Source organism: Klebsiella sp. MISC125, assembly GCF_051131775.1.
GTDB lineage: Bacteria > Pseudomonadota > Gammaproteobacteria > Enterobacterales > Enterobacteriaceae > Klebsiella.
Map to the genome: position 1 here is coordinate 3,132,807 of NZ_CP180448.1, position 12,370 is coordinate 3,145,176.

Annotated in this window: 13 protein-coding genes and 1 other annotated feature; of the genes, 6 read left to right on the forward strand and 7 right to left on the reverse strand. The window is 52.7% G+C overall.

The window, feature by feature from the left end; translation table 11 throughout:
- Nucleotides 1–18 precede the first annotated feature (18 nt).
- Nucleotides 19–1,611: a TULIP family P47-like protein gene (locus tag ACMYSL_RS14860; RefSeq protein WP_434663897.1), complete on the forward strand. Its 1,593-nt coding sequence runs from the start codon at nucleotides 19–21 to the stop codon at nucleotides 1,609–1,611.
- Nucleotides 1,612–1,765: 154 nt separating this feature from the next.
- On the opposite strand, the gene ACMYSL_RS14865 is transcribed toward ACMYSL_RS14860, so the two are convergent.
- The 4 genes from ACMYSL_RS14865 to ACMYSL_RS14880 all read right to left on the reverse strand — a co-directional run bounded on the left by ACMYSL_RS14865 (nucleotide 1,766) and on the right by ACMYSL_RS14880 (nucleotide 4,634).
- On the reverse strand, nucleotides 1,766–2,203 hold the full coding sequence (locus ACMYSL_RS14865) for a cyclophilin-like fold protein (protein WP_434663899.1): 438 nt from the start codon (nucleotides 2,201–2,203) through the stop codon (nucleotides 1,766–1,768).
- A gap of 4 nt (nucleotides 2,204–2,207) precedes the next feature.
- Nucleotides 2,208–3,008, reverse strand: a complete 801-nt coding sequence (locus ACMYSL_RS14870) for a carboxymuconolactone decarboxylase family protein (RefSeq protein WP_434663902.1) — start codon at nucleotides 3,006–3,008, stop codon at nucleotides 2,208–2,210.
- A 21-nt stretch (nucleotides 3,009–3,029) separates the two neighbouring features.
- Nucleotides 3,030–3,626, reverse strand: a complete 597-nt coding sequence (locus tag ACMYSL_RS14875; protein ID WP_434663905.1) for an NAD(P)H-dependent oxidoreductase — start codon at nucleotides 3,624–3,626, stop codon at nucleotides 3,030–3,032.
- Between the two features lie 99 nt (nucleotides 3,627–3,725).
- On the reverse strand, nucleotides 3,726–4,634 hold the full coding sequence (locus ACMYSL_RS14880; protein WP_434663908.1) for a LysR substrate-binding domain-containing protein: 909 nt from the start codon (nucleotides 4,632–4,634) through the stop codon (nucleotides 3,726–3,728).
- A gap of 227 nt (nucleotides 4,635–4,861) precedes the next feature.
- Nucleotides 4,862–4,956 (forward strand) — a sequence feature (Trp leader region).
- 135 nt (nucleotides 4,957–5,091) lie between these two features.
- Here ACMYSL_RS14880 and trpB point away from each other — a divergent pair.
- Nucleotides 5,092–6,285, forward strand: coding sequence for a tryptophan synthase subunit beta (gene trpB, locus ACMYSL_RS14885; RefSeq protein WP_434663910.1), 1,194 nt, complete (start codon nucleotides 5,092–5,094; stop codon nucleotides 6,283–6,285).
- A complete protein-coding gene (gene trpA / locus ACMYSL_RS14890) occupies nucleotides 6,285–7,088 on the forward strand; it encodes a tryptophan synthase subunit alpha (protein ID WP_434663912.1) in 804 nt (267 codons plus the stop codon). The genes trpB and trpA overlap by 1 nt, the downstream gene beginning before the upstream one ends.
- A 46-nt stretch (nucleotides 7,089–7,134) precedes the next feature.
- Here the strand turns inward: trpA and ACMYSL_RS14895 are convergent, their stop codons facing one another.
- Both ACMYSL_RS14895 and ACMYSL_RS14900 read right to left on the reverse strand, forming a co-directional pair.
- A complete protein-coding gene (locus tag ACMYSL_RS14895; RefSeq protein ID WP_182238599.1) occupies nucleotides 7,135–7,653 on the reverse strand; it encodes a prolyl-tRNA synthetase associated domain-containing protein in 519 nt (172 codons plus the stop codon).
- Nucleotides 7,654–7,679: 26 nt separating this feature from the next.
- The gene (locus tag ACMYSL_RS14900) at nucleotides 7,680–8,063 is read right to left on the reverse strand and encodes a VOC family protein (protein ID WP_181486251.1); all 384 of its coding nucleotides are present in this window, start codon (nucleotides 8,061–8,063) and stop codon (nucleotides 7,680–7,682) included.
- A gap of 320 nt (nucleotides 8,064–8,383) precedes the next feature.
- Here ACMYSL_RS14900 and ACMYSL_RS14905 point away from each other — a divergent pair, with 320 nt between their 5' ends.
- The 3 genes from ACMYSL_RS14905 to ACMYSL_RS14915 all read left to right on the forward strand — a co-directional run bounded on the left by ACMYSL_RS14905 (nucleotide 8,384) and on the right by ACMYSL_RS14915 (nucleotide 10,816).
- The gene (locus tag ACMYSL_RS14905; protein WP_434663915.1) at nucleotides 8,384–9,523 is read left to right on the forward strand and encodes an MFS transporter; all 1,140 of its coding nucleotides are present in this window, start codon (nucleotides 8,384–8,386) and stop codon (nucleotides 9,521–9,523) included.
- A 121-nt stretch (nucleotides 9,524–9,644) separates the two neighbouring features.
- A complete protein-coding gene (locus ACMYSL_RS14910; RefSeq protein ID WP_434658911.1) occupies nucleotides 9,645–10,244 on the forward strand; it encodes a dienelactone hydrolase family protein in 600 nt (199 codons plus the stop codon).
- Nucleotides 10,244–10,816, forward strand: a complete 573-nt coding sequence (locus ACMYSL_RS14915) for a DUF1349 domain-containing protein (RefSeq protein WP_434664096.1) — start codon at nucleotides 10,244–10,246, stop codon at nucleotides 10,814–10,816. Before ACMYSL_RS14910 ends, ACMYSL_RS14915 begins: the two co-directional genes overlap by 1 nt.
- Before the next feature lie 32 nt (nucleotides 10,817–10,848).
- On the opposite strand, the gene ACMYSL_RS14920 is transcribed toward ACMYSL_RS14915, so the two are convergent.
- Complete coding sequence (locus ACMYSL_RS14920; RefSeq protein WP_434658912.1) at nucleotides 10,849–12,291, reverse strand: aspartyl protease family protein; 1,443 nt, start codon at nucleotides 12,289–12,291, stop codon at nucleotides 10,849–10,851.
- Between the last annotated feature and the right edge of the window lie 79 nt (nucleotides 12,292–12,370).

A 12,370-nucleotide genomic window follows, 5' to 3' on the forward strand; every position in this document is an offset into this window, starting at 1 on the left:
CAATGTTAGGAGTTCATCATGTCTACTGAAACGGTATTACCCGAAGATGCCCTTTATCGTGGTGCATTGCGGTTCCAATTTCCTGACCATGAAAATACCCCCTCGCTGCTCAGCGGCCAGTTAATCAATCGTTCCGAACATACCAACAAACAATTGTTGACCCGGCGCCATCGTCTGGCGACAACTTTACAAGGTGAATCGTTATATGATCCGATGACGTTTACTACCCTGGGCTGGGACACTGTTTTTGCTGTTCCGGTTGATAAAGTCAATGAGGTTTTCTCCGCCTCTGGCGAGTACCCAACAAATTTTGATTACACCCTTGTGGGGTCGTTAGTAACATTAACTATTAATGGCAACTTTGGCCCATGGTTAATTACTGCCGGTGGAACAGGCGGTTTGATGAATATGAAAATACCGGTCGCCAATGGGACGCTGACGCCAGTGGGGGGCAATCCTCTCAGTATTAATGGAGTGATCGCCACAGTCCAGGTCACATTGAAGTACCTTGAGCAGCAAAATGCACAGGAAGAAAATGGTATTCCTTATAATTTAAAACTCAACCAGAGCAGTCCAGGTTCTGGCGTCGAGCCAGTCGTGGTTCTGAAAATAGATAATCCCAACTCTGGCGATGAAACGCTTAATGCATTGTTAAAAGCGGCCATTCAAGGTTATCTCAATGCCCATCTTGAGCAAATAACCTATGTTTTTAATACGGTTAATTTAAATATGAAGGCATCCAGCGGTGCTTTTGCCTGGCTTAAACCCACAACGACTGATTATGCTTATTACCAGGATACCGCCGGCAATAATCAGCTATTTGGCGTGCTATGCATGGTACTTGATCACAGCGTTGATGGACTGGCTAACCAGATTGCCCCGGCGGCAGTCCCCGACGGACAGCAATCAGGTTTTTCGATCTCACAATCAATGTTTTTACAACAGATGGCCTTGCCGACCCTGGCGAATGCGTGGGATAACAATGTTGACGACAGCTACTTTCAGCTTACGGGGAATAATACCAAGATCGTCAATACCAAAGATGTCCCGATGAAGAAAATCACCTATGCCCTGAGCGATTATTATCCCGTTTGCCAACAATTCTGGATGATGGTGCAGGGTGATACGTTGGTGGTGTATATGAAAGTGCATATTCCTATATTGCCAGGTATAGATGCCTATGCCGAGTCCACCAGCTATCTGGGCGTTAAGCTAGGTAACAATGATCAAGGTGAACAAACGCTCTCATATTATGATCTGCGGCCAGCTGATAAAAACAGCTGGGTTGAAAAAGCGACATGGGTCATTATCACCGAAGTCATTGCCGGAATTATTGCTGCGTGTATTACATTTGGCGTGGCTAAAATGCTGGAGGGTGCAGTGCGCATTGTTGTTGCGATCATTGTTGCTTTGGTTTTGGGGGTCGCTGCCGCGATACCCGAATTAATTGCGAGAATTGCAGGCAGCGGTACCACGGATAAGCTCCCGTCTATTTCTGGCATGGTAACGGACGCCACTAACGCCGTCGTCTGGCCCGGCGGGCAGAATTTCGTGATAAAAACCTCATCCCTCAATGGAACATTGCAGCTTGGCGGTGATGCTTTTGCATAATGCCGTCCCTGTCTTTTAAGTAGCAGGTCCTCCGGCCAGATTTAATCTATGCCGGAGGACCCAACGCTTTTCTTAGCAAGAAGCCTACACAATTAGCGGCTACCTGACGGTTAAAAAATAACATGTCCGCGGTATCGCCAGAGCAGGGAGTCGTTTATGGCTCCTCATCACGCGTGATAGTCACCACTTCAGCACCGGACAGATTAAGTGAGGCAAGCCCTTGCTCCACCCTACCCAGCTTTATTAAACCCGGCGAATGGCGGTAATCTTCACGAAAAATAGCCAGATTTCCCCAAGGCGCGTAATACGCGATATCACCCCGCTTCGGCATTATCGATTCCCGGGCGTCTGCCTGGCGCAACTTCGCCGGTAGCCAGGCGATTTTCTCGGTTGAGCCGTAATCCTCAAGCTTCACCGTCAACGGTAACTGCGCCAAAAACTCGCGCGTGACGGCGCTCTCCTCCAGAGAGCCAACCACTTTCACCCCGTTAAAAACAAACTGAATTTTCACCCTGTTCTCCTGCCCGTTAGCCGATGCGGCCCCCGTCAGCGCGGCAAAGATAAACAGCGCGGTGCTGAGAGTTTTAAACATAGGCTCATCCGACCAGACCGCGAGCGCGCAGAACTTCGCCAACCACCGGCGCGGCGGAAAAAGCATTGGGCCATCCCGCATAGAACGCCGCGTGAGTCACTATCTCCCCGGCCTCTTGCGCCGTAAGACCGTTGTCCATCGCCCGATTAAGATGATAGCCAATCTGCGCACTTTGCCCGGCAGCAATCAGCGCACTCACCGTTACCAGGCTGCGATCGCGCGGCTTCAGCCCCGGTCTCTGCCACAGGTCAAGGAAAAGCGGATCGGTGGTGAACTTTACAAGCCCTGGGGAAATGGGGCCGACGCTCTTTTCTACCGTGGCCGAACGATGGTTTTCAACCTCCTGATTGAGGGGAAGCAGCGCCGGTGAGGCCGCCGCCAGCTGCTCGTGGCTAATACCACGAGCGGCAAAAATATCTTTCGTCACGGCGATGGCGGACATGGCGTTTGGCCAGCCGGAATAAAAGGCCAGGTGAGTAATCACCTCTGAGACTTCAGCCGGGGTGACCTCGTTATCGAGGGCGATTTCAACGTAATGCTTCAGCTCAGCGGGCTGGTTGCGGGCAATAAGAATAGCGATGGTCACGATACTCCGGTCGCGCAGCGAGAGTTCATTTCTCTTCCAGAGATCCTCAGCCAGGACTTCATTGCCAAAACGTGCAAGCGCCGGGGAGACCGACTGGATATCCGTAGTCGACAATACGGATGGAGTAAATGGAGTCATACTGGTACCTCTTTTTTCTTCAGCACAGGCAGGATCGCCCAAAATAAGTGACATCGCAGCAACGGCAATAAAACCTTTCACGGTCAACTCCTTGTGGGCAAATTAATTTGAGAGTCTTTCCACTAGCTGGCGCTGATACTCAGGCAACTGGCTGCGAGTGGCGCTCTGAAACACCAGCGGTGGAAGCCAGGTCATTCCAGTATGCAGGGCGCTGGCCTTCATCGGCATAAATACGTCGGCAAGGCTGACGCCAATTCGACCGGACTCGCCGTAGGTCGTGTCGCCTCCCGCTGCGGTGGTCACAATCAGCATTTCCTTGCCCTGCCACGACCCTGGTCCCACGCTGCCCCAGGTATCGTTCATCCAGGCTTTCATCATCGGCGTAATGTTGAACCAGTGAGTGGGGAAAATGAAAACAATGCGCGAGTGTTCACGCATAAGGCGTCGCTCTTCATCGGCATTGATTTTTCGCGTGTCATAACCGTAAAGCGTCTCCAGATTACGCACGGTCACGCCGGGTACGCTTTGCGCTGCGGTCTCAAGACCTTTGGTCATGACCGATTGTTCAGGATAAGGGTGAGAAACAATCACCAGGGTTTTCGTCTCTGCGACCGCGCGGGTACTGACAGAGCCGATAAAAAAGAGGGTGGCGGCCAAAAAGCAAAATAGTCCAGGGATATTGCGGTGTTGTAATTTCATTGAGGTCTCCTTCTCTTTTGCCTCAAGGGTAAGGCGTGCATTGCGAAGGAGCCAGCCCCGCTTATCGAATGGGGTTGTGAGTAATTTTCATCAATCAGGCTACAGGCCCAGCGGTTTTAACTCTCTGACAAGATCAATTAATAAGCGCAGCCCTGCGGGAAGCTGATGACGGCTGGAGTAATAGATATAGAACCCTGGCCCGGAAGAAGCCCAGTCGGTCAGCACCAGGCGCAGACGCCCTTCGCTAACGTGCTGAGAAATCAGCGGTTCCGGGAGGTACATCAAACCGAATCCCTGCAATATCGCCACCACCCCGGTTTCCGCCTGATCGACCGTCAGCAAAGGGGGGACCTTTATGGTGAGCTGCTCCTCACCGCGCTCAAACTCCCACTTATAAACACGATTATTCCCCAGCCGGTTGCTAACGCAGCGATGGTGATGCAGATCGTTTGGATGCTGAGGTTCTCCAAACCGCGCGAGATAGGCCGGAGACGCTGCGACAACCCAGCGAACATCGGCGGAGAGGCGCTGGGCCACCATGTCCTCAGGTACTGTTCCGCCGTAGCGGATCCCGGCATCAAAACGCTCTTCCGTCACATCAATAATGCGGTTGCTGGCGGCAATATCTAGTTCAATGTCGGGATAGCGCTCAGCAAAAATCGGCAAAATGGGAGCCAGGAGCAGCGTGGCGGCTTCAACGGCGACGTTAAGCCGAATGCGTCCTGCGGGTGAGTCGCGGAACTGATTAAGCTGCTCGATCGCCGCATCGATCGTGGCTACCGGTTCGCTCACCGCGCGGGCCAGGCTCTCACCCGCCGCCGTCAGAGTGACGCTTTTAGTGGTGCGGTTCAGCAAACGTACGCCCAGTCGCGCCTCAAATCCCTTTAGGGCGTGGCTGAGCGTCGAGGCGCTGACGCCAAGCTCGATGGCTGCCTTGCTAAAACTGTGATGGCGTGCGATGGCGCAAAAATAGATAAGATCGGCCATATCGGCACGGTTCAAATTCATACGAACTCGCTAACGTGTTAGAAAATCAGCTGAAAAAACCACGGTAACTCGACTTGATGCATTGAAGCAATGCGCTGTTTCACGTTTGCGCTGACGAGAAAAATCGCAATGATCGATTCTTGGTACCAATAATTCCAAAGTTGACATTGACCTCAAGAACTAGTTTACTAGTACAAACTCTATTTTCCAGGTATCGAAAAATGCAACTCGTGATCATGATGACTTTGCACAGCTGGTGGCGCACTTCCCGTTAACGGGCAGTATCGTCACGTCTGCAGTTTGCACACCGATACCCGGCCCGCCAATAAGCGGGCTTTTTTTTGTCCAGATTTTACGTATGCGGCGCAGGAAAATAGCCGCGACCGCTGCGCAGTACCCGATTTCACTTCACGTGCAGAGTCCTCACAGGGAGAGATGGAACCCGACTCAGGTACTGCGCATATATTAAGGAGCAATAATGAGCACATTACTTAACCCCTATTTTGGCGAATTCGGCGGTATGTACGTTCCGCAGGTTTTGATCCCGGCGCTACGCCAACTGGAAGCGGCGTTTGTCAGCGCACGCGAAAATCCGCTCTTTCAGGCTGAATTTACCCATCTCCTGAAAAATTACGCAGGTCGTCCAACGGCGCTAACAAAATGCCGCAATCTTACGCAAGGAACCCGCTCAACGTTGTACCTCAAACGAGAAGACCTGCTGCACGGCGGCGCGCATAAGACCAATCAGGTTCTTGGCCAGGCGCTGCTGGCAAAGCGTATGGGCAAAACAGAGATTATCGCCGAAACCGGTGCCGGACAGCACGGCGTAGCATCGGCCCTGGCCAGTGCCCTGCTGGGCCTGAAATGCCGCATTTATATGGGCGCGAAAGATATTGAACGCCAGTCGCCTAACGTCTTCCGTATGCGCCTGATGGGTGCGGAAGTGATCCCCGTTCACAGCGGTTCATCCACCCTGAAAGATGCGCCGAACGAGGCTCTGCGCGACTGGTCCGGAAGCTATGAAACCGCCCACTTCATGCTCGGCACCGCCGCGGGGCCGCATCCTTTTCCAACCATCGTGCGTGAATTCCAGCGCATGATCGGCGAAGAGACCAGAGTACAGATACAGGAAAAAGAGGGACGCCTGCCGGATGCCGTTATCGCCTGCGTGGGCGGCGGCTCCAACGCCATCGGCATGTTTGCGGACTTTATCGATACCCCACAGGTCGGGCTGATTGGCGTTGAGCCTGCGGGACATGGCATTGAGAGCGGCGAGCACGGCGCACCGTTAAAACACGGTCGCACTGGCATTTACTTCGGCATGAAGTCGCCCATGATGCAGACTGATGACGGCCAGATCAAAGAGTCCTGTTCTATTTCCGCTGGCCTCGATTTCCCATCAGTCGGGCCACAACATGCTTATCTGAACAGCATTGGTCGCGCAGAATACGTCTCTGTGACCGACGATGAAGCGCTGGCAGCATTTAAAACCCTGAGCCGCGCTGAAGGGATTATTCCGGCACTTGAGTCATCCCATGCGCTGGCTCATGCCTTGAGGATGATGCGCGAAAATCCGGACAAAGAGCAATTGCTGGTGGTGAATCTTTCCGGTCGCGGCGATAAGGACATCTTTACCGTACACGACATTCTGCAAGCGCGAGGAGAAATGTGATGGAACGCTATAACGATTTGTTTACGCAGCTGAAAAACCGTGGAGAAGGCGCATTTGTTCCTTTTGTCATGTTGGGCGATCCGCAACCGGGGCTATCGCTGCAAATCATTGACGCGCTGGTTGCCGGAGGTGCTGATGCGCTGGAGTTGGGGATCCCGTTTTCAGATCCGCTGGCTGATGGCCCGACCATTCAAAACGCCGCTCTGCGTGCTTTTGCGTCAGGCGTCACCCCTGCCCGCTGCTTCGAGATGCTGGCGGCTATCCGCGCGAAATATCCGACTATCCCCATCGGCCTGCTGATGTACGCCAATCTGGTCTATAACCGAGGGATCGATACATTTTATGCCGATTGTTCCCGCGTCGGAGTCGATTCGGTACTGGTGGCGGACGTCCCGTTCGAAGAATCAGCCCCGTTCCGCCAGGCGGCAATACGCCACAACATTGCGCCTATTTTTATCTGTCCGCCCAACGCTGACGATGAGCTACTGCGCCAGATTGCCGCGCACGGTCGCGGTTACACCTATCTGCTGTCGCGAGCGGGCGTAACCGGTGCGGAAAATCGTGGCGCAGTGCCATTGCAACATCTGGTGGCGAAGCTTAAAGAATACCAGGCTGTCCCGGCGCTACAGGGATTCGGAATTTCAACCCCGGGCCAGGTTGCGGATGCATTAGAAGCGGGCGCCGCCGGAGCGATTTCTGGTTCTGCTATTGTGAAGATCATTGAGCAACATGTTGACGATCGTGATGCCATGCTGACAGAACTGAAAGCCTTTGCTGCCCGTCTGAAAGCTGCAACCGTCTGATCAGCATCACGCAACGTTAGTGTATTAAAAATACCGGTCATTGCGGTTAGCCGCAGTGACCGGCAACATCGCCGACCTGCTGAGATGCATGCGTACAGTAGTGTAAAAATTGATGGAGCGCGCTGAGTGAAATGCACACTGTGGCGGTATTCACCAATGGGTGAAAACCTAATGGTCCCAGTTCATCAACCGAGGCATCAATCAGCACCTTAATTTTATGAGCCGGATCGTTTAGCAGCGCAAAGGGAGTGACCTCGCCCGGCTCCAGTCCCAAAAGCTGCTTTAGCTCGCCAGGCGTTGCCAAGGAGAGACGGGAGTCACCAATTTCTCTGGCTAACGCCTTCAGATCGGCCCTCTTTTCACCATCGAGAATATAAAGATAGAAATGGCGTCCGCTGCTGTTTTTTAAGAGCATATTTTTAAGCAGTTGCGCAGGAAGCTTCACCGCATAGCGCTCTCGATCGCTGACGCTGTTCATTGCCGGATGTTCAATATAGCGATAATCGATATGCAGATTATTAAGTAGCTGAAGTAATTTATCCCGATTCACAACTTGTATATCCATTTGGCGCGACCAGAGATCCAGACGCATTAGTATCGATAAACTGCTTCGATATTGTAGCCATCGGGGTCGAGAACGTATGCAGCATAGTAGCCAGCGCCGTACTGGGGCCGTAGACCGGGCAAACCGTTGTCACGGCCACCTGCTTTCAGAGCGGCGTGATAAAACGCCACGACCTCTTCTTCCGAATACGCACGAAAGGCAATATGGGTTCGGGGTACATAAGGGATCCCGACGGTTATCCAGAAGGTTTCCGCCGCCAGCTCCAGCCCGGTCTTTTGTAAATTGCCAAACCCCACCCGCTCGCCCGGTGGAGCTTTACTGATCCCGAGGCCCAGGGCCGAGAGCGCCGAGGTATAGAAAACTTTACTACGTTCAAAATGAGTCACGGTGATGCCGGTATGATCGAACATGAATTTCTCCCTGAAAAATAAGCAAGATGTTCCTTTACTGTGAGTTACCGCAGGAGTCATGCTCAGAGTATTCACAGTTATTATGATAATACCCGTTTAGCATGCAACAGACTGTGATACTACGGACATCCTGACCAGTGCCTTCAGCTAATCAACGCTTGCTGCCCTTGCGCTAATATTGCAAAATCGAGCAACAAAACCACCCTGAAAACACCATTCGAGCAATATTGAGCACCTGAATGATTAGTCCTCTCTGAAGGTATCGGCGTGATGCCAACTGAGTACAGGGAAGCCTTACGATCTTACGACAAGGAACATCAATGCACGCTTCTGCTCTAAATGCCAGCCAGTCCCTGGCAACACGTATCGCGTTTTTCATTTCAGGCTTTGCCACCGCAACCTGGGCGGTGATCGTGCCATTCGCCAAAAGCAACACGGCAGTTAACGACGCCATGCTCGGTACCCTGCTGCTGTGCCTGGGGATGGGCGCGCTTATTGCCATGCCGCTGACCGGCATACTGACCAGTCGCTACGGTTGTCGTCGGGTGATTGTGTCGTCAGTGGCTATCGTTATCGTGTCCATGCCTTTACTGGCCATCATTAGCGATGCCCGGCTGCTCGGTTTTATGCTGCTGATATTTGGTGTGGGCATCGGCGTGACGGACTGCGCCATGAATATTCAGGCGATTATCGTCGAACGCCAGGCAAACAAACCATTAATGTCCGGCTTTCATGGGATGTACAGCGTCGGGGGAATTGCCGGTGCCGGGGTGATGACTCTCCTGCTGACCGCCGGACTTGCCGCTCTCTCCGCCACCATCACTGTTGCACTGATCGTCACCGGGCTGTTACTCATCTGTACCAAAGGGCTTTTACCGTGGGCCAACCCGTCCAGCGGGCCTGCATTTGCTATCCCGCGAGGCATCGTGTTGTTGATCGGCATAATCTGCTTTGCGGTCTTTCTGGCCGAAGGCACGGTGCTCGACTGGAGCGCCGTCTTTCTCACCGAAGTTCGCGGCATGCCGGAAAACCTGGGCGGGCTGGGTTTTGCCTTCTTTGCCATAGCGATGACCGCAGTCCGCCTGAGCGGCGACCGCCTTATCACTCGCCTCGGCTTTGTACCGGTGGTATTTGGCGGTTCCATTCTGGCCGCCATCGGTTTTTGCCTGGTGACGTTCGTCCCCGCCTGGTCGCTGTCGCTGCTTGGCTACGTGCTGGTCGGCGCAGGCTGTGCCAATATTGTCCCGGCGATGTTCTCAGCCGTGGGGCGTCAGCAGGTCATGCCACAATCCGTAGCCGTTCCTGCGATTACCACCATGGGGTATCTGGGCGTACTGGCGGGACCTGCGTTGATTGGTTATGTCGCGCATCTTAGCTCATTGACCTATGCGTTTATTTTTATCACCTTGTTGATGCTTATCGTTGCTGCAATGTCGCGCACGGTTGCGCCGGAAAGGTAGGCGTACAGGCAAGAAACAATCAGAAGCGAGCAACCATCTTGACGGGCTCTGATACACTGACCCAGTTCGGGATGGTTCTCAATTTCTGACAAACTCATTTTTATCCAACAGAGGCGCGTTTATGTTACCTGATTGCGATAAAGCCATCGTTCTGCTGCATGAAATCTATGGCATCAATGCGCATATTCAGCGAACCGCTGATATATGGAAAAGACGCGGTTTCGATGTTTATACCCCAATGCTCTTTCCCCATTCAGCGCCTTTCCGCTATGACCAGCAGGATGAAGCCTACCGCCACTTTAGCGATAACGTCGGCTTTGATACGGCGGGTGTCGAGTCCCTGCTAGCCGGGCTAAGGGAAAAATATGGCACGGTACTGGTGATCGGCTATAGCGTGGGCGCAACCTTAGGCTGGCTGGCCGCCAGAAGCGGACTCTGCGACGGTGTCATTTGCCATTATGGCTCACGGATCCGTCAGCACAGTGACATTGCGCCGCCCTGCCCGACGCTTGTTATTATTGCCAGCGATGAGCCCGCGTTCGATCCCCGCATAATGCAAAATGAACTTGAGAAAAAGCCGTCTGTGTCCTGTCGAATGTTCAATGCACAGCACGGCTTTTGTGATGCCGATAGCCAGGCGTGGGACGCATGCCTTGCGCAGCAGGCAGCCGAGGCCGCAGAACTATTCATATCCCTTATTCAGCAGAAACAGGAGGCATGATGCATCAGGCATTTCACTGGATTAACGAACCGACAACATGGGCCGATAAGGATGGCGTCCTCAGCGTGGTAACCGACGCGCAAACTGACTTCTGGCGTGAAACCTGGTACGGGTTTGAGCGCTTTTCCGGGCATATCTACGCAACGGAAATCTCCAGCGATTTCACCTTCCAGGTTCGGGTTCGCGCTGATTTCGACACCCTGTATGACCAGGCGGGGATTATGCTGATGCAGGATGAGCGACATTGGCTTAAGGCCGGCATTGAGTATAACGACGGCGCACCCGCCATCGGCAGCGTACTGACGCTGGGGAAATCAGACTGGGCAACCGGCAACTATTCAGGAGATCCCCGAGAGTTCTGGCTGCGCCTGACCCGTCAGGGAGAAGCGCTACGTTTGCAATATTCCACAGACGGTCACCGTTGGCCGCTGCTGCGCCTGTGCCCTTTTCCAACCGGGATGGCAAAGGTCGGCGTGATGTGCTGTACGCCGCAACGCAGTGGACTCAAGGTCGATTTCCACGACCTTTCGCTGCTGTCGCCGAATGGTAAAGATTTGCACGACCTGAGCTGAGACGCCGGGAGGGCACCCTCCCGCCTCTGCTTCTACTCAAATGTCATAGCCATCGAATCAAAATCAATCGTCCACTTATAGTGCCTGAGGAATTGATGGCTAATAAAACCGTCCAGAATCATCCCCGACTCAGTGTGGTACAACGCGTCAGGCAGAACACCAAAGAGACCGGTTAACCCAGTCTGCTTTAGCGGACCTAAAGCAACGCTATCAATGCTTAATCGGGTTATCTCAAAGCCACCGCCGCCAAGCCCACCTTTACTGTTATCCGGCACAAAGGCATCCTGCGGATCGCGCTTAATACCGACATAATCCAGAGCCCCTTGCTGCAGTAGAATCGAAGCCTCCGGGTCGTCCAGCCCGGAGTCGAGGAAAAAGGTCATTCCCTCTTTACCGTTGATCGCCCCTTTCACAATCATGAAATGCGAACCATCAAGAATAAACGGGATCCTGGCGGCTGCTGTCGCATCAGGGCTGACATGAGCTGTAGTTCCGCTTCTGGGTTTCAGAACGAGCTGTCTCTGTGGATAATCCAGCGTGGTGAGAAACTGATGGAACACCCCGGTCGATAAAATACCGTCAACTTCTATCGTCTCTCCCGTTTTCTCATCGGTAAAAATCCACTCTGGCGGAAATTCCGCTAAGTCGACAGGCACGTTACTCAGCGTCACCGCCCCTAAGTCGAGACGTTCCAGACGCGAGTAGCGGGTTTCTGCTGTTTTACCGCCAGCATAAATCCCGGCATAGCTGGCGATGGGCTTAATACCGAGTTTCTCAGCCAGCGTAGAGTTAAGGACAAAAAGATCGGCTCCGGTATCGATGAAGACATTAATGGGTTGCCCATTCACCTTGACGGATACCACCGGCAGATTATTCATCGAAATAAAGGGAAGCTTGGCCTTATTTTCCCGCCACAGCAGTTGATAAGGTTTTATATCGCCAAAGTCTCTCATTAATTGCACAAGCGCTTTCTCATTATCGGAAAGATGTGATAATTCAGTGTCGTGATTGAATATTTGTAGCGCTTTTGCATATTGCCCGGTTTGGTAATAGACGTAGAGAAGTTCTGAGCGACTTTTCTGATAAAACGGCGAATCCATTTTGATAGCGGAGAAATTTTTTTCTGCCTCACTATATTGTCCACGCGAATAGTGAATGAGTCCCATAGAATAAGTCGCATTCCCCTGCCAGGCAGCCACTGCCAATAGCGGCTCGAGGCTTTTTTCCGCATCCTCCAGGTTTCCGCTCATCAGCTCATCCTGGGATAGTTCCCAGCGCAGCGCGTTGTTGTGCGGTTCTTCGGCCAGTCGCTGTTTCTTTTCCGCCATCAACAGGAGATAGTCTCCCCGATGTAATATTTCATATTTTCCTGTTTCTGAGACACTGACCGCCTGATTGGTTAAGGCTCTTGCGCTTACCGAGGCGAACGTTATCGTCAGAATACATATAGCCAGGCCTGCATATTTTACGAGCATAGGAACTCCTGTTGGCAATAGAAAAATATTGCCAGTATCAAATGGATAAATAACATCCTGTTGGTAAAATAAACTGGTT